Source organism: Maritimibacter harenae, assembly GCF_009882975.1.
In the GTDB taxonomy this organism is placed as follows: Bacteria; Pseudomonadota; Alphaproteobacteria; order Rhodobacterales; family Rhodobacteraceae; genus Maritimibacter; species Maritimibacter harenae.
This window is the reverse complement of sequence record NZ_WTUX01000011.1, coordinates 31,795-53,483: the sequence shown is the minus strand read 5'-3', so window position 1 is coordinate 53,483 and position 21,689 is coordinate 31,795. Positions and strand designations below refer to the sequence as shown.

General features: G+C 67.9%; 24 protein-coding genes. 9 read left to right on the top strand and 15 right to left on the bottom strand.

Features of this window, described 5'->3' with window-relative positions; all coding sequences use genetic code 11:
- Window positions 1-195 precede the first annotated feature (195 nt).
- A complete protein-coding gene (locus GQE99_RS06945; protein WP_161350881.1) occupies window positions 196-939 on the top strand; it encodes a PRC-barrel domain-containing protein in 744 nt (247 codons plus the stop codon).
- A 61-nt stretch (window positions 940-1,000) separates the two neighbouring features.
- On the opposite strand, the gene GQE99_RS06940 is transcribed toward GQE99_RS06945, so the two are convergent.
- The 4 genes from GQE99_RS06940 to GQE99_RS06925 are packed head-to-tail and all read right to left on the bottom strand — an operon-like array spanning window position 1,001 to window position 4,279.
- Complete coding sequence (locus GQE99_RS06940) at window positions 1,001-1,372, bottom strand: DUF6768 family protein (RefSeq protein ID WP_161350880.1); 372 nt, start codon at window positions 1,370-1,372, stop codon at window positions 1,001-1,003.
- Complete coding sequence (locus tag GQE99_RS06935; protein WP_235917153.1) at window positions 1,362-1,937, bottom strand: RNA polymerase sigma factor; 576 nt, start codon at window positions 1,935-1,937, stop codon at window positions 1,362-1,364. Before GQE99_RS06935 ends, GQE99_RS06940 begins: the two co-directional genes overlap by 11 nt.
- A 39-nt stretch (window positions 1,938-1,976) precedes the next feature.
- Window positions 1,977-2,780 carry a 3-hydroxybutyrate dehydrogenase gene (locus GQE99_RS06930; protein WP_161350879.1) on the bottom strand — a complete coding sequence of 268 codons (804 nt, stop codon included), beginning with the start codon at window positions 2,778-2,780 and terminating at the stop codon, window positions 1,977-1,979.
- Window positions 2,777-4,279 (bottom strand): AMP-binding protein, encoded by a 1,503-nt coding sequence (locus GQE99_RS06925; protein ID WP_161350878.1) that lies wholly within the window; start codon window positions 4,277-4,279, stop codon window positions 2,777-2,779. Before GQE99_RS06925 ends, GQE99_RS06930 begins: the two co-directional genes overlap by 4 nt.
- 131 nt (window positions 4,280-4,410) lie before the next feature.
- Here GQE99_RS06925 and GQE99_RS06920 point away from each other — a divergent pair, with 131 nt between their 5' ends.
- The 5 genes from GQE99_RS06920 to aat all read left to right on the top strand — a co-directional run bounded on the left by GQE99_RS06920 (window position 4,411) and on the right by aat (window position 8,278).
- Entirely contained in the window at window positions 4,411-5,031 is a 621-nt protein-coding gene (locus GQE99_RS06920; RefSeq protein ID WP_161350877.1) for a TetR family transcriptional regulator C-terminal domain-containing protein, read from the top strand.
- 104 nt (window positions 5,032-5,135) lie between these two features.
- On the top strand, window positions 5,136-5,570 hold the full coding sequence (locus tag GQE99_RS06915) for a hypothetical protein (RefSeq protein WP_161350876.1): 435 nt from the start codon (window positions 5,136-5,138) through the stop codon (window positions 5,568-5,570).
- A gap of 184 nt (window positions 5,571-5,754) precedes the next feature.
- Window positions 5,755-6,258: an acetyl-CoA carboxylase biotin carboxyl carrier protein gene (gene accB / locus GQE99_RS06910; RefSeq protein ID WP_161350875.1), complete on the top strand. Its 504-nt coding sequence runs from the start codon at window positions 5,755-5,757 to the stop codon at window positions 6,256-6,258.
- A 9-nt stretch (window positions 6,259-6,267) separates the two neighbouring features.
- Window positions 6,268-7,614 (top strand): acetyl-CoA carboxylase biotin carboxylase subunit, encoded by a 1,347-nt coding sequence (gene accC / locus GQE99_RS06905; RefSeq protein WP_161350874.1) that lies wholly within the window; start codon window positions 6,268-6,270, stop codon window positions 7,612-7,614.
- Between the two features lie 4 nt (window positions 7,615-7,618).
- Complete coding sequence (gene aat / locus GQE99_RS06900) at window positions 7,619-8,278, top strand: leucyl/phenylalanyl-tRNA--protein transferase (protein ID WP_161350873.1); 660 nt, start codon at window positions 7,619-7,621, stop codon at window positions 8,276-8,278.
- Here aat and GQE99_RS21850 read toward each other — a convergent pair.
- The 7 genes from GQE99_RS21850 to argE form a co-directional block, all read right to left on the bottom strand.
- Complete coding sequence (locus GQE99_RS21850) at window positions 8,233-8,784, bottom strand: DUF2155 domain-containing protein (RefSeq protein ID WP_161350872.1); 552 nt, start codon at window positions 8,782-8,784, stop codon at window positions 8,233-8,235. The two genes, aat and GQE99_RS21850, sit on opposite strands and share 46 nt — an antisense overlap.
- Window positions 8,784-9,236 (bottom strand): MlaD family protein, encoded by a 453-nt coding sequence (locus GQE99_RS06890; protein WP_161350871.1) that lies wholly within the window; start codon window positions 9,234-9,236, stop codon window positions 8,784-8,786. Before GQE99_RS06890 ends, GQE99_RS21850 begins: the two co-directional genes overlap by 1 nt.
- A gap of 22 nt (window positions 9,237-9,258) precedes the next feature.
- Complete coding sequence (locus GQE99_RS06885) at window positions 9,259-9,633, bottom strand: NADH:ubiquinone oxidoreductase subunit NDUFA12 (RefSeq protein ID WP_161350870.1); 375 nt, start codon at window positions 9,631-9,633, stop codon at window positions 9,259-9,261.
- A gap of 133 nt (window positions 9,634-9,766) precedes the next feature.
- Window positions 9,767-10,150, bottom strand: coding sequence for a RidA family protein (locus tag GQE99_RS06880; protein ID WP_161350869.1), 384 nt, complete (start codon window positions 10,148-10,150; stop codon window positions 9,767-9,769).
- 67 nt (window positions 10,151-10,217) lie between these two features.
- Window positions 10,218-11,489, bottom strand: a complete 1,272-nt coding sequence (gene clpX / locus GQE99_RS06875) for an ATP-dependent Clp protease ATP-binding subunit ClpX (protein WP_161350868.1) — start codon at window positions 11,487-11,489, stop codon at window positions 10,218-10,220.
- A 137-nt stretch (window positions 11,490-11,626) separates the two neighbouring features.
- The gene (locus GQE99_RS06870) at window positions 11,627-12,250 is read right to left on the bottom strand and encodes an ATP-dependent Clp protease proteolytic subunit (RefSeq protein ID WP_161350867.1); all 624 of its coding nucleotides are present in this window, start codon (window positions 12,248-12,250) and stop codon (window positions 11,627-11,629) included.
- 154 nt (window positions 12,251-12,404) lie between these two features.
- Complete coding sequence (argE, locus tag GQE99_RS06865) at window positions 12,405-13,562, bottom strand: acetylornithine deacetylase (RefSeq protein WP_161350866.1); 1,158 nt, start codon at window positions 13,560-13,562, stop codon at window positions 12,405-12,407.
- 165 nt (window positions 13,563-13,727) lie between these two features.
- Here argE and GQE99_RS06860 point away from each other — a divergent pair, with 165 nt between their 5' ends.
- Genes GQE99_RS06860 through GQE99_RS06850 form a run of 3 tightly spaced genes read left to right on the top strand, consistent with a single transcriptional unit; the run spans window position 13,728 to window position 16,242 of the window.
- Window positions 13,728-14,462: a 5-oxoprolinase subunit B family protein gene (locus tag GQE99_RS06860; RefSeq protein WP_161350865.1), complete on the top strand. Its 735-nt coding sequence runs from the start codon at window positions 13,728-13,730 to the stop codon at window positions 14,460-14,462.
- Window positions 14,459-15,487, top strand: a complete 1,029-nt coding sequence (locus tag GQE99_RS06855) for a 5-oxoprolinase subunit C family protein (RefSeq protein ID WP_161350864.1) — start codon at window positions 14,459-14,461, stop codon at window positions 15,485-15,487. The genes GQE99_RS06860 and GQE99_RS06855 overlap by 4 nt, the downstream gene beginning before the upstream one ends.
- Complete coding sequence (locus GQE99_RS06850) at window positions 15,484-16,242, top strand: LamB/YcsF family protein (protein ID WP_161350863.1); 759 nt, start codon at window positions 15,484-15,486, stop codon at window positions 16,240-16,242. Before GQE99_RS06855 ends, GQE99_RS06850 begins: the two co-directional genes overlap by 4 nt.
- Here GQE99_RS06850 and GQE99_RS06845 read toward each other — a convergent pair.
- The 4 genes from GQE99_RS06845 to GQE99_RS06830 form a co-directional block, all read right to left on the bottom strand.
- Window positions 16,239-17,447, bottom strand: coding sequence for an efflux RND transporter periplasmic adaptor subunit (locus GQE99_RS06845; protein WP_161350862.1), 1,209 nt, complete (start codon window positions 17,445-17,447; stop codon window positions 16,239-16,241). The genes GQE99_RS06850 and GQE99_RS06845 overlap by 4 nt on opposite strands.
- Before the next feature lie 3 nt (window positions 17,448-17,450).
- The gene (locus GQE99_RS06840) at window positions 17,451-19,019 is read right to left on the bottom strand and encodes an ABC transporter permease (RefSeq protein WP_407943788.1); all 1,569 of its coding nucleotides are present in this window, start codon (window positions 19,017-19,019) and stop codon (window positions 17,451-17,453) included.
- Between the two features lie 797 nt (window positions 19,020-19,816).
- A complete protein-coding gene (locus GQE99_RS06835) occupies window positions 19,817-20,533 on the bottom strand; it encodes an ABC transporter ATP-binding protein (protein ID WP_202530608.1) in 717 nt (238 codons plus the stop codon).
- Window positions 20,534-20,715: 182 nt separating this feature from the next.
- The gene (locus tag GQE99_RS06830; RefSeq protein WP_161350860.1) at window positions 20,716-21,684 is read right to left on the bottom strand and encodes a TAXI family TRAP transporter solute-binding subunit; all 969 of its coding nucleotides are present in this window, start codon (window positions 21,682-21,684) and stop codon (window positions 20,716-20,718) included.
- Window positions 21,685-21,689 lie beyond the last annotated feature (5 nt).

Sequence of the window (21,689 nt, the reverse complement as noted above, 5' to 3'; positions counted from 1 at the left end):
CCTTTTTTGTGCGCAGTCGGCGGACACCCGCGCAACATTCGGCCGGATCGAGTCAATGTTACCGCGCAACTATCTGTTTTTTATGGATTTTCCAAATACCCGTCGGATCTGCATCTTTCGGGAACAATTCCGGCAAGGTCGGCATTGGTCGGTCAAGGCGCCGTGACGGCGCACCCAGACAAAGGAGATCCGAATATGAAACCGCTCAACAAGACCCTGATGACCTCTGCCGCCGCGCTCATGCTGGTGGCCGGTTCCGCCTTCGCGCAGGACACCTCGATCGAGAGCGACACCGACGTGTCTGGCGACCTGGCGACGGAAAGCACGACGATGAATTCCGACACTTCGTCGAGCACCGACATGGAGACGGACGACGAGGAGCTGACGGCGCAGAGCGAGACGGAAACCGAGACGGAACTCGAAACCGACCTCGAAACCGCGGCCGATGAAACCGGCGAAGCGATCGAGGACACCGCCGAAGACGTCGCCGACGCGACCGAAGACGCCGCCGAGGACATGGAAGAAGGCGCCGAGGAAATGACCGCGGAAGCCGAAGCCGAGATCGAAGGCGAAATGGAAAGCGCCTCGATCGACAGCGACCTGGAAGCCGCGGCCGACCTGGAAATCGCGTCGCTGATCGGCACCCCGGTCATTTCGCAGGAAGGCAATGACGTGGGCGAAGTCGACAACTTCGTCGAGATGGACAGCAAGATCTGGGCCGTCATCGGCGTCGGTGGCTTCCTCGGGATCGGCGAACAAGACGTCGCCGTGGACCTCGAGCACCTCGCCGTCGGCGAAACCGACGACGAAGGCAACGTCACCGAGTTCATGCTGACCGGCTACAGCGAAGCCGATCTGGAGCAGATGGAAGAGTTCGACGCCGAGACCGCGACGGTCATCGACACGAGCTCGAGCCTGCGGGCCGAGATGGGCTCGTAAGCCGGACCTGATCCGACCATGGGGCCGGTGCGCGTGGCGCGCCGGCCCTTTTCATGCGCGCTCACTTCCTGGCGTCGCGCGTGGCCAGCATCAGCTCGACACGGCGCAATTCGCGCAGGACACGGTCGGCCTGGATCTGCGGCATCAGGCTGAGTTTCAGGACGATCGCCATCAGCGCCAGCGTCGCCGCGCTGAGGCCCCATTTGAGCGCCACGAGCACGTCGGTCGCGGTATAGAATTCGTAGCCGCACCAGACGGCCAGCCCGAACATCACGGTCTGGACGATCATCACGACCCAGGTCACCCAGCCCAGCTTGCCGCGGAACTGGTCCAGGCCGAGCGCGAACCATCCGCGCTCCGCCGTGGCCTCCCGGATCATCCGGTCCTCCTCGGTCAGCGCTTCTTCGATCAAACGATCAAGTCTATCGGTCATCGTCGTCTCCTTCCAAGACAGAACGCAGCTTGCGCCGCGCATGCATGAGGCGGGTCTTCACGGTTCCCACGGGCACGTCGAGCGCCGTGGACACCTCGCCCACCGACATATCCTCAAGGTAGAAAAGCGCGATGGTCGCCGCCTGGTCGCGCGGCAGCGTCGCGATCGCGGCGCGCACGCGCGCCCCGTCGCTGGCCGCCGGACCCGCCTCGTCCACCGATGTCTCGGCCTCTTCGGCCCAGGCATCGGCAAGCCGCCGCCCCGATTGGCGCCGGCGGATGTCGCGTGCCACCCGCCGGGTGACGATCCGGAGCGCCCAGGGCAGGAAGGCGTGGTCGTCGCGCAGGTTGCCGAGACCGCGCAGGATCTCGACCCAGGCGTCCTGCACCACGTCGCGCGCGCCTTCACGGTCGCCCAGGAGCCGCACGGCATGCGCCCTAAGCCTGTCGCCGCGCAGGTCCACGAGCCGTCCCATCGCGCCCCGATCCCCGGTGCGCGCGGCGGCGACAAGATAGGCTTCGAGCGCCCTGATCCGGCTGTCCATCGCCACGTTTTCCCCTTTCAAGGTATCAGGTGCGCGGCGATGGGTTTTCGGTTCAATCCGTCACTGCGCGGTCCAGCCGCCATCGACCGGGATGGTGACGCCGGTCAGGTTGTGCGCGGCGGGCGAACACAGGAACGCGGCCAGCGCGCCCAGGTCCGAGGTCTGCGTCATGCGCAGCGACGGCTGCTTTTCCGAGAGAAGATCGGCAATGCCCGCGTCCCGGTCACCGCCGTGCTGATCGGCGCGCGCCTGGATCTGGCTTTCGATGAGCGCGGTCTCGGTGAAGCCCGGTCCGATGCAGTTCACCGTGACGCCGCCCTTCTTGGGATCGCCCTTCGAGGCATATTCCAGCGCCACGACCTTGGACAGGCCCACGAGCCCGTGTTTGGCCGCCACGTAGGGCGTCTTTTCCTTCGAGGCGACGAGCCCGTGCACGGACGCGATGTTGACGACCCGGCCATAGCCGCGCTCGGCCATCTTCGGCAGGGCGAATTTCATGGTGTGGAAACAGGCCGAAAGCATGATCGAGATGATCGCGTCCCACTTGTCGTCCGGCATGTCCTCGATCGGGGCCGTGTGCTGGATACCGGCGTTGTTCACCAGGATGTCGATCGGTCCCCAGGCCTCGACCTCGGCCATCAGGTCGCGCACGTTGTCCGCTTTCGACACGTCGGCGCCGAAGAATTTGACCTCGGGCGCGCCGGCCGCCTTCACCTGCGCAGCCGCGTCATCGGCGGCCTTGTCGCCGGGCAGCGAGTGAAGCGCCACGCGCGCGCCGCCGCGGGCCAGTTCCAGCGCGATCCCCAGCCCGATGCCGGAGGTCGAGCCGGTGATCAGGGCGGTTTTACCAGTCAGTGAAGTCATCCATCCATCTCCTTGAGCCGCTCGCGCAGCTCGGTTTTCAGAACCTTGCCGTAGTTGTTTTTCGGCAAGTCTTGGGTGAAAAAATACGCCTTCGGGCGTTTGAAACGTGCGATTTGTGCAAGAACATGCGCGTCCAGCGTCGCCGCGCCGACCCCGTCCGCGACGACGAAGGCCACCACGTCCTCGCCCCATTCGGCCGACGGGCGCCCGATCACGGAGACTTCGCGCACGTTCGGATGCGTGAGCAGGACTTCCTCGACCTCGCGCGGGTAGATGTTCGTCCCACCCGAGATGATCACGTCCTTCGAGCGGTCCTTCATCGTCAGGTAGCCGTCCGCGTCGAGCGCCCCCATGTCGCCGGTCATGAGCCAACCGTCACGGATCGTCTTGGTGGTGGCGGCTTCGTTGCGCCAGTAGCCCGGCATCACGGTGAGGCCGCGCACCATGATCTCGCCGGTCTCGCCGGGGGCGAGCAGCGTGCCGTCCGCGTCCCCGATGGCGACCTCGACCACGGACTGCGCGCGCCCCACGCCGGCCAGGCGCTCACGCCAGCGCGGGTGGCTGCGGTCCGCGACCTCGTCGCGCGACAGGGCGGTGATCGACATGGGACATTCGCCCTGCCCGTAGATCTGCACGAACTTCGGCCCGAACCAGTCGACCGCGTCCTCGATGTCGGCCACGTACATCGGCCCGCCGCCGTAGACGATGGTCTTGATCCCCGGGGCCCGGTCCCCCGCCGCGCGCGCCGCGTCGGTGATCCGGCGCACCATCGTGGGGGCCATGAACATGGACAGCGGCCCCTGCGCCTCGGCGGCCGCCAGCAGTTCGGCGGCGTCGAACCCGCCCGAGGCGGGGCAGACGTGGCGCGCGCCCTTGAGCACGTGGACCAGCGCGTAGAGCCCGGCCCCGTGACTCATCGGCGCCATGTAGAAGGCCCCGTCGTCGGGCGACACCTCGTCCACATCGGCGAGATAGGCCAGCGACATCGCCATCAGCATCCCGTGGGTGATGACCACGCCCTTGGGCCGGCCGGTGGTGCCGGAGGTGTAGAAGAGCCACGCCATGTCCTCGGGCGCGCGCGGCGTGACGGCCATCGGGGACGTGCGGGCCATCTCCTGCACCGCGGCGGGATCGAGGATCGGCACATCGGTCGCATCCGCGAGGTCGCCGGCCAGCCCGTCCGTCGCGAAGACCAGCACGGCGCCGGAATCCTCGAGGATGAAGGCCGCCTCGCGCGGGTGAAGCTTGGCGTTGATCGGCACCGCCGCGGCCCCCGCGATCCAGATGCCGTAAAGCGCGACGAGGTAGTCGGGCACGTTCTTCATGAAGATCGCGACGCGGTCCCCCGGCCCCACGCCGCGCGCGGCAAGCGCCGCGCCCACGCCCGCCGCCGCGCGCCCGAAGGCGGCGTAATCGGCCACCTGCGTGTCGCCGCGAAAGAGCGCCGGGCGCTCCGGGCTCACCGCCGCCGTCCGCTCCAGCCAATGTGCCAGGTTCATCTCGTGTGTCCTCCCGGCGCGCAGGTTAGGACCTGGGCGCGGGGGGCGCCAGTCCGTAAAGACCCGTAGTTGTTGAACACTTGGTCAAATCCGTGCAAATGTGAGCTTCCGGTCGCAGAAGGGACATCGGCATGACAGGGGCGAAGCCAGCCACGCGCATCCAGCGGCGCAACCGCGAAACCATTCGCGAGGCCGCGCTGGACGTGTTCTCCCAGCACGGGTTCCGGGGGGCGACGCTGGACCAGATCGCGCAGGCCGCGGGGCTCTCGAAGCCCAACCTGCTCTACTATTTTCCCTCCAAGGAAGCCATCCACGTGGAGCTTCTGGGGCACTTGATGACCGACTGGCTTGAGCCCCTGCGCGCGCTGGACGAGAACGGCGAGCCGGTCGAGGAGATCGTGGGCTACGTGCAGCGCAAGCTCGACATGGCGCGCGAACTGCCGCGCGAAAGCCGCCTATTCGCCAACGAGATCGTGCAGGGCGCGCCGCGCATCATGGAGATGATCACGGGCGAGTTGCGCGAGCTGGTGGAAGAGAAGGCGCAGGTGATCTCGGCCTGGAGCGCGACCGGGCAGATCGCCCGGGTCGATCCCTACCACCTGATCTTCTCGATCTGGGCCACGACCCAGCATTACGCGGATTTCGACGTGCAGGTGCGGGGCATCCTGAACCCCACCGGAAACGAGCATTTCGAGGATGCGCGCGTCTTCCTGACCCATCTCTACACCTCCGCCCTGACCCCGACGCAGTAAGACCGCGTTAACCACCGCACCCGATTTGCGTGGACAGAACCGGGGATCGTCGGGAATCCTTTTGCGCAGGAAAGCGATGGGGGCATCGCAGTTGGAGCATGGATATGGAGATTTCCGGACCAGCCCCTTTGGGCACGCGACCCGCGCTTGCGGTCGCGGTGCAGACCGACACGGCACCTGACACCCGGCCGGTCGAACCCGCGCCGGCCAGCGTGGACGCGGGGGCCGGCGCGCGCACCGACGCCCGCCAACATTCGGACCAGGCCGCGCAGGCTGCCGCATCGCGCGACATCCGGGAACTGCGCCGGGCCGTGGCCCAGGGCACCCATGCCGCCGGCCCGCCGCCTTCGTTCGAGGTGAGCCTTCTGGAGGTCGAGAGCGACCTTCAACAGAAGCTCGCCCGCATGGAAGCCGAGCGCAGCCAGGCGCGCGATGGGCACGCCGTCACGGGCGCCGAAGACTCCCGCGACACGGCACCGGACCCCGCGCCGGTACCGGCCGGCGTCACCGGCGACGGGCCCGCCCCGGACGCTGCCTGATCCCGGGCCGCGCCAGCACGGGACAGGGCCGACCTGCCCGCCCGCACCTCCACCGACCTGCCCGCTTCCCCCCGCCGAATCTGCCAAAATCGCAATGGGGCGCTTTTCTCGCCCCGCCTGCCGCTCTATAAGCGGGGAAATGACATGACCCCGCGCGAGACGGGGGATCTGGCTCGAGGACGGTATGACCAAGAAAACCCATGACAGCGACGTGGCCTTCATCCAGGCCCTGGCCGAGCTTCTGCGTGAAAACGATCTCACGGAGCTCGAGGTCAAACGGGAATACGGCGAAGCAGACCAGCTGAACGTGCGCGTGTCGCGTGCCACCACCGTGGTGACGCACGCGCAGCCCGCCCCGGCAGCACCCGCACCGGCCCCCGCCCCGGCGGCGAGCCCCGCGCCCACCGCAGGCGCGGCCCCGGCCCCCGCCGCCGACGACGATCCCGCCAGCCATCCGGGCGCCGTGACCTCGCCGATGGTGGGCACCGCCTACCTCCAGGCCGAACCGGGTTCGCCCGCCTTCGTGAAGACCGGCGACAAGGTGGCCGAAGGCGACACGCTGCTGATCGTCGAAGCGATGAAAACGATGAACCACATCCCGGCCCCACGTGCGGGCACGGTGAAGCGCATCCTCGTCGAAGACGGCTCGCCCGTCGAGTTCGGCGCGCCGCTGATGATCATCGAGTAAGGGGCCAGGATGTTCGACAAGATCCTGATCGCGAACCGGGGCGAAATCGCCCTGCGGGTCATCCGCGCGGCACGCGAAATGGGCATCGCCTCCGTCGCGGTCCATTCCACGGCCGATGCCGATGCCATGCACGTGCGTATGGCCGACGAAAGCGTCTGCATCGGGCCGCCCTCGGGCACGCAGAGCTACCTGCACATCCCCGCGATCATCGCGGCCTGCGAGGTGACGGGCGCCCAGGCGATTCACCCCGGCTATGGTTTCCTGTCGGAAAACGCGAATTTCGTGCAGATCGTCGAGGATCACGACCTGACCTTCATCGGCCCCTCGGCGGCGCATATCCGCATGATGGGCGACAAGATCACCGCCAAGGAAACCGCCGAGAAGCTGGGCATCCCGGTCGTGCCGGGCTCCCCCGGCGGCGTGCCGGACGTGGAGAGCGCGCGCAAGATCGCGGGCGACATGGGCTACCCGGTCATCATCAAGGCGACCGCCGGCGGCGGTGGGCGCGGCATGAAGGTGGCCGAGAACGAGGCAAAGCTGGAAAACGCGTTCCGCACCGCCCGCTCGGAAGCCAAGGCCGCCTTCGGCAACGACGAAGTCTACATCGAGAAATACCTCCAGAAGCCGCGCCACATCGAGGTGCAGGTCTTCGGCGACGGCCAGGGCAACGGTGTCCACCTTGCCGAGCGTGACTGTTCGCTCCAGCGTCGCCACCAGAAGGTCTTCGAAGAGGCCCCCGGCCCCGCCATCACCCCCGAGGAGCGCGCCCGCATCGGCAGCGTCTGCGCCAAGGCGATCGGGGAAATGGGGTATGCCGGCGCGGGCACGATCGAGTTCCTCTACGAGGACGGCGAGTTCTATTTCATCGAGATGAACACCCGCCTCCAGGTCGAGCACCCGGTGACCGAAGGCATCTTCGGCGTCGACCTCGTGCGCGAACAGATCCGGGTGGCCGAGGGGCTGCCCCTGTCCTTCACGCAGGACGACCTGACGATCAACGGGCATGCGATCGAGATCCGCATCAACGCCGAGAAGCTTCCCAACTTCTCGCCCTCGCCCGGGAAGATCACGCAATACCACGCGCCCGGCGGGCTCGGCGTGCGGATGGACAGCGCGCTCTACGACGGCTATTCCATCCCGCCCTATTACGACAGCCTGATCGGCAAGCTCATCGTGCACGGCCGCGACCGGCCCGAAGCGCTGGCGCGCCTGCGCCGCGCGCTGGGTGAGCTGGTGATCGACGGGATCGACACCACCATTCCGCTGTTCCACGCCCTGCTGTCGGAGGAGGACATCCTCACCGGCAAGTACGACATCCACTGGCTGGAACACTGGCTGGCCGAAAACATGGGCTGATGCGATGCCCGATGCGCCGGACAGGCTGACCCCGGAAATCCTGCTCCACGCCTACGCATCGGGCATCTTCCCCATGGCCGAAGAGGCCGGGGAAACCGGTGTCTTCTGGATCGACCCCAAGTTTCGCGGGATCCTGCCGCTCGACGGGTTCCACCTGTCGCGCTCGCTGGCCCGCACGATCCGCAACACCCGCATGCGTGTCACGCTGGACACCGATTTCACCGGCGTCGTCGACGGCTGCGCGGATCGCGATACCACCTGGATCAACAACCAGATCTTCGACGGCTACATGAAGCTGTACCAGTTGGGCTATGCCCATTCGATCGAGGTCTGGGACGGGGACGCGCTGGTGGGCGGCGTCTACGGCGTGACGCTGGGCCGGGCCTTCTTCGGCGAAAGCATGTTCTCGCGCCGCCGGGATGCCTCGAAGATCGCGCTGGCCACGCTGGTCGCGCATCTCGGGCTGTGCGGCTACGAGCTCTTCGACACGCAGTTCATCACGGGCCACCTGAGCTCTCTCGGCGGGGTCGAGGTGCCGCGGGCAGAGTATCACCGGATGCTCGAGGCGGCGCTTGCAGGACGGGCCGCGGACATCCGGTCACGCCCCCTGCCCGACCCTCACTCGGTCGTGCAGCGGATCACCCAGACATCGAAACGGGAATGATCCAGCGCCATCAGCGCCGGGGATGAGGCGATCATCCAGCCGTCGAAAAGCGGCTCTTCGGCGTCGCGGTCGCGGATCACCAGATGGGCGAAGGCATCGCCCTGCGGGTTCTCGATCGGGTAGCGGCATTCGGCCAGCGTGACCTGCAGCCACCCCAGCTCGCCCGTCTCGCCCTTGGCCAGCGTCAGGTCGATCGGTTCGCCCGCGAGCTTGTCGAGCCCGCGCAGGACGGCCCCGTTGCCCTGCTCGACCTCCGGGCCGGTCTGGACGGTCGTGACCGTGTCGCCCTCACCCTCGCGCAGCGGCGCGTTGGGGTCCTCGGGCAGCGGCTCTTCGGTGATCGGGTTGCCGTATTCGTCGAACGGCGCGTCCTCGTCGTAGACCTGGTCCTCGGGCGTGTCGATCGGCCCCTCGATGATGTCGAGCGGTTCGAACTGCCCGTCCTGGGCAAGCGCGGGGGCCGCGGCTGCCAGCGCTGCGGCGACGAGAGCGGGGATCAGGCGCATCAACGGCCCCCGTTCAGTTGATCTATCAGGAAATCGACAAGGCTGGTGTCCGGCGCCGCCGTGCGGAAACGCCCCCCGGCCTCGAGCGGAAAGGAGGAGCTGCCCGGCACGATCTCGACGTAACTGCCGCCCAGAAGGCCTTCGGACGACACGATCGCGAGGCTATCCTGCGGGAAGGCATAGTCGGGGTCGACCGACAGCTCGGTCTCGGCCGCGAAGGTTTCCGGGTTGAGCGAGAGCCAGCTCACGCGGCCCACCTTCACGCCCGCCACGCGCACGTCGGAGCCGACCGAAACGCCGCCGGCCGAAACCAGCGACACGCGGTATTCGCGGTTGTCCGCGCTGCCGCCGAACCACCCGATAGTGCCGCCGGCGTAGATGAGGAACCACGCGGCCACGGCCAGAACGACCGCGCCGGTGACGACCTCGGCAATCTCGCTGCGGCTGATCATGGGCGACCTCCCAGAGGCAGGCTCACTCCGGCTGCCAGGCCTCGTAGTCCGAGCGCTCCACCGGCTGCTCGCGGCGGATCGACCCGGCCGGGACATAGGCCATCGCGGTGCCGGTCAGGTTGTCGACATGCGGCTTTTCCCAGTCCTTGTGGGACAGCGGCTGGGACGCCGGGTTGTCGTCGAAGGTGCGGTGCAGCCAGCCGTGCCAGTCGGCGGAAATCCGGCTCGCTTCCGGTTCGCCCGCGTAGCAGACCCAGCGCTTCGTATCGTCCTTGTTGCGATAGAACTCGTTGCCTTGCGCGTCCTCGCCCACCTTGACGCCCTTGCGCCAGGTGTAGAGCCGGGTGCCGAGAGTTTCTTCATGCCACCAGGTCAGAAGGGACAGAATGAACCGCATGGGTGCCTCCGATTTTGTCCGTTCCCGTATGGCGCAACAGGGCGCGAAGGTCCAGCCCGATTGGCGGCGATGTGCCGAACCGGGCGGGCCCGGCCGCCCCTTCGGCGCGCGGTTTGCCGCCGGTCGGAGGCGCTCAGCCGGGCTGGCGTGCGACCACCTCGATCTCGATCTTCATCTCGGGGGTCATCAGCCGCGCTTCGAACATGGTGGCCGCGGGGCGCGCCGTGGCGAAGGCCGCCGACAGGACGGGCCAGCAGGCCTCGAAATCCGCGCGGTCGGGCAGGATGTAGCGCGCCTGCACCACGTCGTCGAGCGTGGCCCCCGCTTCGGCCAGCGCGCGCCCTATGGTGGCGAGCGTGTTGGCGCGTTGGGTGGCCACGTCATCGGGCATGGTCATCGTCTCGTAGTCGTAGCCCGTGGTCCCAGCCACGAAGATCCAGCCGTCGACCACCACCGCGCGGGAGTAGCCGATCTGCGTCTCGAAGGGCGAGCCCGAGGAAATATGCCTGCGGTCCATGTCCGTTCTCCCATGAAAAAGGCCACCCCGCGGGGTGGCCTGATCCTGTCACAACCTGTCGCGCGGCTCAGCCGGCGCTGGCGCCTTCGGCCCGGTCCTCGGCGTAGATGACCAGCGGCTTGGCGTCGGTGTTCGCGGCCTCCTCGTTCACGACGACCTCGTCCACGCCCTCGAGCGCGGGCAGGTCGAACATGGTGTCGAGCAGGATGTCTTCCATGATCGAACGCAGGCCACGGGCACCGGTCTTGCGCGCGATGGCCTTCTTCGCGATGGCCAGCAGCGCATCGTCGGTGAAGGTCAGCGTCGCATCCTCGATCTCGAACAGGCGCTGGTACTGCTTGACCAGGGCGTTCTTGGGCTGCGTGAGGATGGTGACGAGCGCTTCCTCGTCCAGGTCCTCGAGCGTTGCGATGACCGGCAGACGGCCCACGAATTCCGGGATCAGGCCGAACTTCAGCAGGTCTTCCGGCTCCAGCTCCTGGAACACTTCGCCGATCTTGCGCGCCTCTTCATCCTTCACGTCGGCGCCGAAGCCGATGGCCGACCCCTTGCCACGCTGGGCGATGATGCGGTCGAGACCGGCGAAGGCACCGCCGCAGATGAACAGGATGTTGGTCGTGTCCACCTGCAGGAATTCCTGCTGCGGATGCTTGCGCCCGCCCTGCGGGGGAACGCTCGCGACCGTGCCTTCCATTATCTTGAGAAGCGCCTGCTGCACGCCCTCGCCCGACACGTCGCGCGTTATGGACGGGTTGTCGGACTTGCGCGTGATCTTGTCGACCTCGTCGATGTAGACGATGCCGCGCTGCGCCCGCTCGACGTTGTATTCCGACGCCTGCAGGAGCTTCAGGATGATGTTCTCGACATCCTCGCCCACGTAACCGGCTTCGGTCAGCGTGGTCGCGTCCGCCATCGTGAACGGCACGTCTAGAATCCGTGCGAGCGTCTGGGCGAGCAGTGTCTTGCCGCAGCCCGTGGGCCCGATCAGCAGGATGTTGGATTTCGCCAGCTCGATCTCGTCGCCATGCTTGGCGGCGTGATTGAGACGCTTGTAGTGGTTGTGCACGGCGACCGAGAGAACCCGCTTGGCGTGGGCCTGTCCGATCACGTAGTCGTCCAGCACCTCGCAGATTTCCTGCGGGGTTGGAACGCCATCGGTGGACTTGAGCCCGGAGCCCTTGGTCTCTTCCCGGATGATGTCCATGCAGAGCTCGACGCATTCATCGCAGATGAACACGGTCGGCCCGGCGATCAGCTTTCGCACCTCGTGCTGGCTCTTTCCGCAGAACGAGCAGTAGAGGGTATTCTTGCTGTCACCACCGGAGGAATTGTTCGCCATATCGCCTTTCGGGGGCTGTCGCCCCGCTCCTTGCTGCCCCGCCCGGGGCATATCCGTCCGTCATTTCACCCAAGCTTAGGGCAGCCACTTGCCCCCCGCAATGTGATTCTGATCACGCCTGCGGGGGCGTGGCGGGCTTACTCTCCTTCGCCCACGCGGGACTCGAGAATCTCGTCGATCAGGCCCCAGTCCTTGGCCTGCTCCGGGTCCATGAAGTTGTCGCGCTCCAGCGCGTCCACGACCGCCTTAAGCTTCTGACCGGTGTGCTTGACGTAGATCTGGTTCAGCCGGTCCTTGAGCTTCTGGGTCTCCTGCGCGTGGATCATGATGTCCGTCGCCTGCCCCTGGTAGCCGCCCGAGGGCTGGTGGACCATGATGCGCGAGTTGGGCAGCGAGAAGCGCATGCCCGGCGCACCGGCGGTCAGCAGGAGCGAGCCCATCGAGGCCGCCTGGCCGATCACCAGGGTCGAGACCTTCGGCTTGATGTACTGCATCGTGTCGTAGATCGACAGGCCGCTGGTCACCACGCCGCCCGGCGAGTTGATGTACATCGCGATTTCCTTCGACGGGTTGTCCGCCTCCAGGAAAAGCAGCTGCGCACAGATCAGCGACGACATGCCGTCGTGCACCGGCCCGTTCAGGAAGATGATCCGTTCCTTGAGCAGGCGCGAGAAGATGTCATATGCCCGCTCCCCCCGGCTGGTCTGTTCAACGACCATCGGAACGAGGGTGTTCATGTAGGTTTCCATCGGGTCTTTCATTGTCGCCTGCCTCTGACTGTTCCGTGGGCCGGATGGCCCGTCGTGCAGAGCCTAGTCATGGTTCAGGGGGGCTTCAAGGGCTCCACCGCCGACGTTCGCCCCGGCATGCCCCGGAAAGGTTAACATTTCGTGCACAACGCGTGATCGGCAGCGCTCAGCTCACCTTGCGCACGAGGCCGGCCAGCATGTCGAGACAGGCCGAGATCTGGTCGAGCGAGACGAATTCGTCGGGCTTGTGCGCCTGCGCGATCGAGCCGGGGCCGCAAACCACCGCGCTCATCCCCATGCGCTGGAAAAGCCCCGCCTCGGTCGCGAAGGACACGAGACCGGCCGTGTTGGCCCCCGTCAGCTCGGCCACCAGCCGGCGCGCCTCGTTCTCGTCCATCGGCTCGAGCCCCGCCACCTCGCCGATCACCTCGGTCTCGATGCGCGCCTCGGGCTCGACCTTCTGCATCGCGGGCAGAAGCACGTCGCGGGCGTAGCGGTCCATCTCGGCCTTCACGAAGGTCATGTCGTCCTCGACCACCGGGCGAAATTCCCATTCGACTTCGGCCTTGCCGACGATCACGTTGTGCGCGACGCCCCCGTGCAGGCGGCCCACGTTGAGCGTGGTCCAGGGCGGCTCGAAGGCGCTGCCCTCCGGCACGCGGGTCTTGAGCTCTTCGCGCAGCTCCATCAGGCGGCTGACATAGCGCACGGCGTATTCTGCCGCGTTCACGCCCACGTCGGGGTCGGAGCCGTGGCCCTCGAGCCCGGTGAACCGGGTGGTGTATTCGCAGCAACCCTTGTGACCCTCGATGATGCGCATCTCGGTGGGCTCGCCGATGATCGCCATCGCGGGCTTGATCCCCCGCCCCTCGAGCGCGACCACCAGGTCGGCCGCGCCCAGGCAGCCGATTTCCTCGTCATGTGTGAAGGCGAAGTGAATCGGGCGCTTTAGCTCGGCATGGGCGAACTCCGGCGCCATCGCCAGAACGCAGGCGATGAACCCCTTCATGTCGCAGGCCCCGCGCCCGTAGAGCTTGCCGTCCGACTCGCGCATCTCGAACGGGTCGGAGGACCAGTCCTGGTCCTCGACCGGCACCACGTCGGAATGGCCCGACAGCACGATGCCGCCGTCCCCTTCGGGCCCGAGCGTGGCAAACAGGTTGGCCTTGCTCCCGGTCGCGTCGCGCAGCACCTCGACCCGCGCGCCCAGCCCATCGAGATAGCCCGCGATCCAGTCGATCAGGTCCAGGTTGCTCTCCGAGGACACGGTCGGGTAGGCGATCAGCCGGGACAGGATGTGGCGGGTATTGTCGAGCTTGGTCATGGCGCGACATTGCCACGCTCGCGCGGCCTTGCCCAGTGGCCCCGAACCCGCACGGGTCGTTGATGCCCCAAGGCTTCCCGGCTAACGTCGCGCCATGGCGAACAGGGTCCCCCACACGCACCGTTCCACCGCCCGCCGAACCGGCGGTCGCACCCCGCGCCGGGCATGAACGGGAGCGCCTGGCCCCTGATCCGCACCGTCGGGATCGACGGGATGCTCGTGAGCTTCGGCGACCGGCTGAGCGAACCGGCCAACCGCGCCGCGCTGGCCTTGCGCGATGCGCTGGAACGCGCGGCGCCCGACGGGGTCGAGGAGACCTCGACCTCACTCGTCTCCACCTACCTGCGCTTCGATCCGCTGCGTGTCCCGCACGAGACGATGCGCGCAGCGCTCGAGGACCTGCTGGCCACGCGCGACTGGTTCGACGCGGAGCTGCCCCACGGGCGGCGGCTCTGGCGCATCCCCACCGTCTTCGGCACCGAGCTCGCCCCGCAGCTGGAGGAGGCCGCGCAGGCCGCCGGCCTCTCCGCCGACGAGGCGATCCGCTCGATCTCCGAGGCGCAGGTGCGCGTGCAGACCATCGGGTTCGCCCCCGGCCAGCCCTACCTGGGCGAATTGCCCGAGGCGTGGGACATCCCCCGCCAGACCGATCTCACCCCGCGTGTGCCGGTGGGCGCGCTCACGGTCGCCATCCGCCAGCTCGTGCTCTTCTCCGTCTCCACGCCCACCGGCTGGCGCCACGTCGGGCAGACCGCGTTCCGGCTGTTCCGGCCCGAGGACGAGGCGCCCTTCCTCCTGCGCCCCGGCGACGAGGTGCGCTTCGACCCGGTCGCGCGCGAGACCTACGAGCGGCTGAAGGACGACCCGGACGGCGGCGCGACGTCGGAGCGGCTGGCATGAGCGCTGAACTCATTGTCCACCGGGCGGGCCCCGGTGTCAGCGTCCAGGACACGGGCCGGCCGGGCTTCCTGGGCTTCGGCCTGTCGCGCGGGGGCGCGGTCGACCCCTTGGCGCTGGCCGAGGGTGCGGCTTTGCTGGGCCAGCCCGGCGACTGCGCGGCGCTGGAACTTGCCGGCATGGGCGGCGAATTCGAGGCGACGGCAGACATCCGCATCGCGCTCACCGGCGCGCCGATGGCGGCGAGGCTGGACGGTGCCCGGCTGGCCTGGAACGCAAGCCACGACGTGCCCGCGGGGAGCCGCCTTTCGATCGGAGCGGTCGAGGCGGGCTACTATGGCTATCTCCACGTGGGCGGCGGCATCGACACGCCGGAGCGGCTGGGCGCGCGCGGCGTGCATCTGGCGGCCGGGATCGGGGACGTCATCGCGGCGGGCACGCGCCTTCCGCTGGGGGATGACGCGCGCCCGGAGCGCACCGGGCTCACCTTCGATCCCGCGCCGCGCTTTGCCGGCGGCGAGGTGCGGATCGTGGAAAGCCTGCAGACGGATTTCTTCACGAACGAAGAACGTGCCCGCTTCGAGGCGACGACTTTCCACCGCGATGCCCGGGGCAACCGCATGGGCGTGGCCGCCCGGCCCGAGGGCGAGGGCTTCCACAGCACCGAGGGGCTATCGGTCCTCTCCGAGGTCATCACGCCGGGCGACATCCAGGTCACCGGCGACGGCACGCCTTTCGTACTGCTGGCCGAATGCCAGACGACCGGGGGCTATCCCCGGATCGGCACCGTGATCCCGGCCGACCTGCCCATCGTGGCGCAGGCCCCGGCGGGCGCGGCGCTCAGGTTCCGGTTTGTGTCGCTCGCGGCGGCGGTCGAGGCCGAGGGCAAGGCCCGGGCGGCAAGGGACGCCCTGCCCCGGTCCCTGCGCCCCCTCGTGCGGCGCCCGGAAGACATTCCCGATCTTCTCGCCTATCAACTGATCAGCGGCGTCACCGACGGGCGCCCCGAGACCGGAGACGACACATGACACTGAGTGTGGACCTGAACGCGGACATGGGCGAAGGGTTCGGCCCCTGGCGCACGGGCGACGACGACGCATTGTTGGAGGTCGTGACGTCAGCCAACATCGCCTGCGGCTTCCACGCCGGCGACTGGGACGTGATGGCCAGCACCATGGCGTCGGCGGCCCGGCGCGGGGTCGGCATCGGGGCGCATCCCGGCCTGCCGGACCTTCAGGGTTTCGGCCGGCGGCGCATGGCGATCGGACCGGAGAGCGCGGGCAACCTCGTGCGCTACCAGCTGGGCGCGGCGCAGGCGATGGCGGCGGGCGTGGGCGCCGAGGTGCGCCACCTCAAGCTTCACGGCGCGCTTTACAACATGGCGGCCGATGACGAGACGCTGGCGCGCGCCTGTTTCGAGGCCGCGCTCTCGGTCGCGCCGGACATCACGCTCTTCGTCCTGCCCGCCACGGCACAGGAACGGGCGGCCCGCGACCTTGGCGCGCGCATCGCCTGCGAGGTCTTCGCGGACCGCGCCTACGGCGACGACGGCAGGCTCATGGACCGGGCCCGGCCCGGCGCGGTGCTCCACGATCCCGAGGACATCGCGGCGCGCGCGGTCGAGATGGTCACCAATGGCGCGATCACCGCCGCCTCCGGCAAGGTGCTGGAGACGCCGGTCGACACGATCTGCCTGCATGGCGACAGCCCCGAGGCGGTCACGGCCGCGCGCGCCGTGCGCGCGGCGCTGGAGGGCGCAGGCGTCACGTTGAGCCGGGTCTAGCCGCCGGTCTCGCGCGCTTCGACCAGCACCCCGTCCGAGACCCGGTCGCTGGGATGGGTGATGACCACCGCCCCCGGCTCCAGCCCCGACAGGACCTGCGCCTCGTCCGTGTTGCGCTGGCCGATCTCGATCGTGCGCAGTTCGGCCACACCGTCTTCGACCACGAAGACGGCCCAGGTCGACCCTTCCCGAAAGAGCGCCGAAATCGGCACGCGCAGCGCATCCTCCGCGGCCCATTCCACGATCCGCGCGTAGACACGGAAGTTGTGGCCCAGAGTGGGCACGTCCTCGCCCTCCGCGAATTCTAGCACCACGCGCACGCGCTGCTCCTCGATCCCGAGGGCGGAGATCTTGGTGAAGGCGGCCGGCTCGATCTCGCGCACGACCGCGGAGAGCGCCCGGTTCCCGCCCCAGCGCTCGATATGCGCCCGCGCCCCGGGCTCCAGGCGCACGGCGTCGGTGGACAGGAGCTCGACCACGATCTCCAGGTCGTCGGTCGGGCCGATGCTCAGAAGCGTGGTGCCGGCCGCGACCGGCCGCTCGGAGACCGAGGCGACCGAAAGCACCGTGCCGGAGACCGGGGCGTGAAGGCGGATGCAGCAGGCCTCCCCGTCGAGCGTTTCGCCCTCGCTGGGCTGGGTCAGCACCGCCTTGGCGGCCGCCAGTTCGCTTTCGCGCATGTCGAAGGTCGCGAACGCGCTGTCGAGCCGCGCGGCGGCGATGTTCACCGTCGTCTCCGCCTCTTCGACCTGCGCCACGGGCACCGTGCCGCGTTCGTGCAGGTCGAGGACGCGGTTCAGCACGCGCTGCGCGTTGGTCAGGTCGGCCTCGGCCACGGTGATCTGCGTCTGGGCGAGCGCCATCGCCGCCTCGGCCTGCGCAACCGCCGCCTCGGCCTGCTTGCGGGCGCGCTCGTCGAGAAAGGCGGGCTCGCCGGGTTCGATCCGCGCGATCACGGTTTCGCCTACGACGACCGGGTCTCCCACGTGCACCGGCGCGCGCAGGACCTTGCCCGACACCGGGGCCGCGACCTCGTAGACGTCGCGCACGCGGGTGGTGCCGTCAGCGTTCACCGTGACCTCCATCGGGCCGGACGTGACCTCGTCCATGTCGACCGGCACCACCTCCGGCTGCATCGAGACCCAGACCGCCCCGCCGATGGCAAGGATCGCCACCGCGCCGATCACGACGTTTCTCACTTTCATGGGTTACTCCCTTGTTTTCATGACGGCGACCAGGTCCATCCGGTCGATCCGGCGGCGCACGATCAGCGCCGAGACGACCGTGGCCCCGGCCACGACGCCGGCAGCCCGCCAGTAGGTTGTGTCGGTGACGATCAGCGGCAGCGCGTAGAGGTCCGACTTGAAGCTCTCGACCATCGCCGCGGCCATGCCGTAGCCCATGACGAGTCCGACGGGGATCGCCACGAGCGTGAGAATGAAAAGCTCGCCCAGGAGGATGTAGCTGACCTCGCCGCGCGTGAAGCCCAGGATGCGCAGGCTCGCAAGCTCGCGGGCGCGCTCGGACAACTGGATGCGGGCGGAGTTGTAGACCACGCCGATGGCGATCAGGGCCGCCATGAAGGTGTAGATCGTGAGCGTGATCCCCGCGCTTTCGGCAATGGTTTCGTCGAACCCTTCGCGCACTTCGGACATGTAGGTGATGCCCGAGATCGCGGGGCTGGCCTTGACCGCTTCGAACAGGTCCGCGCGTTGCGCGTCGTCGATCACCACGTTGGACAGGGTCACGCGCGGCGCCTGGCCCAGAAGGCGGCTTGCCGTCTCCAGGTCCATGTAGGCCGAGAGACCGAAGAACTGCGCCACGGTGCCCGTGACCGGCACGCGATAGCGCGTGTCGCCCTCCTGCAGGAACTCGATCTCGACCATGTCGCCCACGCCCACGTCGAGATGCCCGGCCAGGCGCTTGGCCAGCACGATCCCGTGTTCCGGGGCCACCTCGACCCGGTCGTCGCCGTCGAAGACCCGAACGAGGTCGTTGTCCGGCCGCGCGGCCTCGATCCCGATGGTGCGCGTGTAATGCCCGTGGTGGAGCCGCGCCGGGATCGACAGGCTGCCCTCGGCCACGAGGATGCCGGGCAGATCCTCGATCGCGTCCAGCACCTCCTCGGGCCGCTCGAGGGCGAACTCGAGGATCGCGTCCTGCCGGTTGGCCTGCACGAAGGCCACGTCGAGAAGCTCGTCGAAGCTGTCGAACATGAAGAGCCCCGCGACGATGATCGCCGCCGAGATCGAGATCCCGAAGCTGGTGAGCGCGGCGCGCAGAGGCCAACGGCCGATGGCGCGCATGATCATCATCGTGGGCTGCTCGGGTCGGAAGACGCGGATCAGCCGGTCGAAGAGCCCGCGGCGAAAGCGCGTGGGTGCCGGTGGCGACATGGCGACCGCGGGCGACAGCCCCACCACCCGGCGCACGGCCATCAAGGCGCCCGCGAGCGCCGCGATCAGCCCGGCCGCCGCGCCGATCACGTAGACCGACGGGCGCTGCACGAAGACGAGATAGGGGAAGTGGAAATATTCCACGTAGACCGAGGCCATCGCCTGTGACGCGATCAGCCCCATGAGCCAGCCCAGCGCGACGCCGAGCGCCCCGATCCCGAGCGACAGCTTGAGGTAATGCGCGGCGATCTCGCCGGTGGAATAACCCAGCGCCTTGAGAAGCCCGATCTGCTCGCGTTCGAGCTGGATCAGGCGGCCCAGCACCATGTTGACCAGGAAGGCGCTCACAACGAGGAAGATCGGCGGCACGATCCGCGCCATCACGTCGAGCTGCTCGAGCTCGCCGTCGAGAAAGGCGTTTGAGATCTGCTGTTCCCGGTCGTATGGCCCGGTCCCGCCGTAAGGTTTGAGCAGCGTCTCCAGTGCATCCTTGACCGGGGCAAGATCGGTGCCGCGCGTGACCGACAGGGTGACCGAGTTGAACGCCCCCGACAGGTTGAAGGCGGCCGCCAGAACGTCCTCGGCCATCCAGAGTATGCCGAACCGTTCGTCGTCGGGCATGATCGAGCCGGGGCCGATCGTGTAGATGAACTCGGGGCTCAGGACGACGCCCACGATGCGCACGTCGCGCTTCTGCCCGTTGAGCGTGACCGAGAGCGCGTCGCCCGGACCGTAGTCATGGGCCAGCGCGAAGGCTTCGTTGACGACCACTTCGTCACGTCGCCCGAAACCGGGGAGCCGGCCTTCCTTCACGATGAGCGCGTTCATCGCGGGTTCGCCCGAGGCGGGGATCGAAAGGATCTGGGCCATCGCCGGATCGTCCATGTCCGGCAGGTCCATCACGGCGTACTGGCTGATGCGCGGCTCGACACGCGCGACCCCGGGGATGGCGGCGATCTCTTCGACCAGCGTCTTGGGCGCCCGGGCCGCCTGGGACCAGATGTCCGCGAAGCGCGCCCGGTCGTAGAACGTATCGCGCGTCTCTGTCAGCGAACGCTGGGTGCCGAAAGCCATGACCATGATCATCACGCCAACAGACAGGACCGCCGCGATCGCCAGCGACTGCGCCCAGAGGCGGCGGATGTCACGGAAGAGCTTGCGGTCCAGCGCGCGCATGGTCACCACACGATCTCGGAGGCCGCGACGCGCGTGTCGTTGGTCGTCACCTCGGCGATGTTGCCGTCGGCAAAATGCACGACCCGGTGCGCCATCGCGCGGATGCCCGCGTTATGCGTGATGACGATGGTCGAGGTGCCGAGCTCGGCGTTGATCCTCTCGAGCGCGTCGAGCACCTGCACGCCCGTGCGGCTGTCGAGCGCCCCTGTGGGCTCGTCGCACAAAAGCACCTCGGGCCGCTTGGCGATGGCGCGCGCGATGGCCACGCGCTGCTGTTCGCCACCCGACATCTCTGCCGGAAAATGGTCGAGCCGGTGGGTCAGCCCCACACGCTCCAGCGCCTCTTCCGGTTTCATCGGCTGTTTCGCGATCTCTGTCACCAGCGCCACGTTCTCGCGCGCCGTGAGCGATGGGACGAGGTTGTAGAACTGGAACACGAAGCCCACGTGGTCGCGCCGGTAGCGCGTGAGCTCGCGTTCGGACATGGCGGTGAGCTCCATGTCGCGAAACCACGCCTCCCCCGCCGTCGCGTGATCGAGCCCGCCGAGAATGTTGAGAAGCGTCGACTTCCCGGACCCCGACGCGCCGAGCAGCACCGTGAATTCGCCGGCGTAAAGCTCGGCATCCACGCCACGCAGCGCATGCACCTCCACCTCGCCGGTGCGGTAGACCTTGGTTATGCCGGTCGTGTGAAAGACCTTGTCCATCCTGTTCGCCATGCGTTGACCTTACAGGAAAAGTGCCCGGTCACTTTGATCTGGTTCAACTGAAATCGGAATGGTGCGCGATCTGCGGGTCGCAGATGTGGACGTGGCGCACGGCGAACGAAAAACGCCGCCCCCGATGGGGACGGCGCAAGCTTCGCGTGCAGGCGTCGGGCGCCTGCGCCGGGGGTGGTCGCTCAGAGCGCGCCCACCTCTTCGTAGTAGCGGCGGGCACCGGGGTGGAGCGGCATGCCGAGGTCCTGCACCGCCGTCTCGATCGAGATCGCCTTGGCCCAGGGGGCTTCGGAGGTGATGCTCTGGAGGTTCTCCCAGAACGCCTTGGTGATCCGGTAGACGGTGTCCTCGTCCAGGTCCATGCGCACGCCGATGCCCACGTTGGTGTCGTGCGACATCACCGGCTCTTCGTTCACCTGGCCGTCATAGGCGCCCGGCTTCACCTCGGCGAGGTTGCGGAACTTGCCCAGGAACTTGTCGACGGCCTCGCCCGACCAGTCCTCGGGTCCGATGAAGCGGATGTCCTCGGTTTCGGTGATCTGCAGGAACTGCTGGCACGGGTCGAGGCAGCCGTTCACGTAGACGTCGATCTTGCCGTCGAGGAACGACTGGAAGCCGGTCGCCCAGTTGGCCGTGATCGCCTCGTAATCCTCGCCGGCGACAAGCCCGGTCGTCGCCTCGATCCAGCCCTTCGCGGTGGCATAGGCGCCGCCGCCGGCCGGGCCGATGAAGGCGGTCGCACCCTCGATGTCGTCCAGCGTCTCGATGCCGCTGTCGGGGCGCACCGTGTAGTGGTACTGGCCGTAGGGGAACCACATCAGGAGACCGAGGTTCTCCGACAGCTCCGGCGCCTCCGGCTCGTTGGCGTACATCGCGATGCCCTTCTGCATCAGCGGGTAGATCGACGGCGAGGTCATCGACATGTCGAGGTTGCCGCGCGCCACTTCGACCATGTGAAGCGTCGCCGCACCGCCGCCCGCGACCTCGATCTCGACGTCGTCGAGCTCGTCGTTCACGAGGTTGGCGAAGGTCGACATCACGATGGCCGGGCCCAGGCTGGGCTCGATCGTGGCCATCGTGAGCGTCTGGGCCGGGGCGGCGGCCCCGGCGAGCATGAGCGCGGAAGCGCCTGCGATGACGTGGTGTTTCATGGTTT

What these genes read in the sequence shown, in the direction of transcription:
- GQE99_RS06945 (WP_161350881.1), top strand. Translation starts at nt 196, where the DNA reads ATGAAACCGCTCAACAAGACCCTGATGACCTCTGCCGCCGCGCTCATG.
- GQE99_RS06940 (WP_161350880.1), bottom strand. Translation starts at nt 1,372, where the DNA reads ATGACCGATAGACTTGATCGTTTGATCGAAGAAGCGCTGACCGAGGAG.
- GQE99_RS06930 (WP_161350879.1), bottom strand. Translation starts at nt 2,780, where the DNA reads ATGACTTCACTGACTGGTAAAACCGCCCTGATCACCGGCTCGACCTCC.
- GQE99_RS06925 (WP_161350878.1), bottom strand. Translation starts at nt 4,279, where the DNA reads ATGAACCTGGCACATTGGCTGGAGCGGACGGCGGCGGTGAGCCCGGAG.
- GQE99_RS06920 (WP_161350877.1), top strand. Translation starts at nt 4,411, where the DNA reads ATGACAGGGGCGAAGCCAGCCACGCGCATCCAGCGGCGCAACCGCGAA.
- GQE99_RS06915 (WP_161350876.1), top strand. Translation starts at nt 5,136, where the DNA reads ATGGAGATTTCCGGACCAGCCCCTTTGGGCACGCGACCCGCGCTTGCG.
- accB (WP_161350875.1), top strand. Translation starts at nt 5,755, where the DNA reads ATGACCAAGAAAACCCATGACAGCGACGTGGCCTTCATCCAGGCCCTG.
- accC (WP_161350874.1), top strand. Translation starts at nt 6,268, where the DNA reads ATGTTCGACAAGATCCTGATCGCGAACCGGGGCGAAATCGCCCTGCGG.
- aat (WP_161350873.1), top strand. Translation starts at nt 7,619, where the DNA reads ATGCCCGATGCGCCGGACAGGCTGACCCCGGAAATCCTGCTCCACGCC.
- GQE99_RS21850 (WP_161350872.1), bottom strand. Translation starts at nt 8,784, where the DNA reads ATGCGCCTGATCCCCGCTCTCGTCGCCGCAGCGCTGGCAGCCGCGGCC.
- GQE99_RS06890 (WP_161350871.1), bottom strand. Translation starts at nt 9,236, where the DNA reads ATGATCAGCCGCAGCGAGATTGCCGAGGTCGTCACCGGCGCGGTCGTT.
- GQE99_RS06885 (WP_161350870.1), bottom strand. Translation starts at nt 9,633, where the DNA reads ATGCGGTTCATTCTGTCCCTTCTGACCTGGTGGCATGAAGAAACTCTC.
- GQE99_RS06880 (WP_161350869.1), bottom strand. Translation starts at nt 10,150, where the DNA reads ATGGACCGCAGGCATATTTCCTCGGGCTCGCCCTTCGAGACGCAGATC.
- clpX (WP_161350868.1), bottom strand. Translation starts at nt 11,489, where the DNA reads ATGGCGAACAATTCCTCCGGTGGTGACAGCAAGAATACCCTCTACTGC.
- GQE99_RS06870 (WP_161350867.1), bottom strand. Translation starts at nt 12,250, where the DNA reads ATGAAAGACCCGATGGAAACCTACATGAACACCCTCGTTCCGATGGTC.
- argE (WP_161350866.1), bottom strand. Translation starts at nt 13,562, where the DNA reads ATGACCAAGCTCGACAATACCCGCCACATCCTGTCCCGGCTGATCGCC.
- GQE99_RS06860 (WP_161350865.1), top strand. Translation starts at nt 13,728, where the DNA reads ATGAACGGGAGCGCCTGGCCCCTGATCCGCACCGTCGGGATCGACGGG.
- GQE99_RS06855 (WP_161350864.1), top strand. Translation starts at nt 14,459, where the DNA reads ATGAGCGCTGAACTCATTGTCCACCGGGCGGGCCCCGGTGTCAGCGTC.
- GQE99_RS06850 (WP_161350863.1), top strand. Translation starts at nt 15,484, where the DNA reads ATGACACTGAGTGTGGACCTGAACGCGGACATGGGCGAAGGGTTCGGC.
- GQE99_RS06845 (WP_161350862.1), bottom strand. Translation starts at nt 17,447, where the DNA reads ATGAAAGTGAGAAACGTCGTGATCGGCGCGGTGGCGATCCTTGCCATC.
- GQE99_RS06840 (WP_407943788.1), bottom strand. Translation starts at nt 19,019, where the DNA reads ATGGCGCGGATCGTGCCGCCGATCTTCCTCGTTGTGAGCGCCTTCCTG.
- GQE99_RS06835 (WP_202530608.1), bottom strand. Translation starts at nt 20,533, where the DNA reads ATGGCGAACAGGATGGACAAGGTCTTTCACACGACCGGCATAACCAAG.
- GQE99_RS06830 (WP_161350860.1), bottom strand. Translation starts at nt 21,684, where the DNA reads ATGAAACACCACGTCATCGCAGGCGCTTCCGCGCTCATGCTCGCCGGG.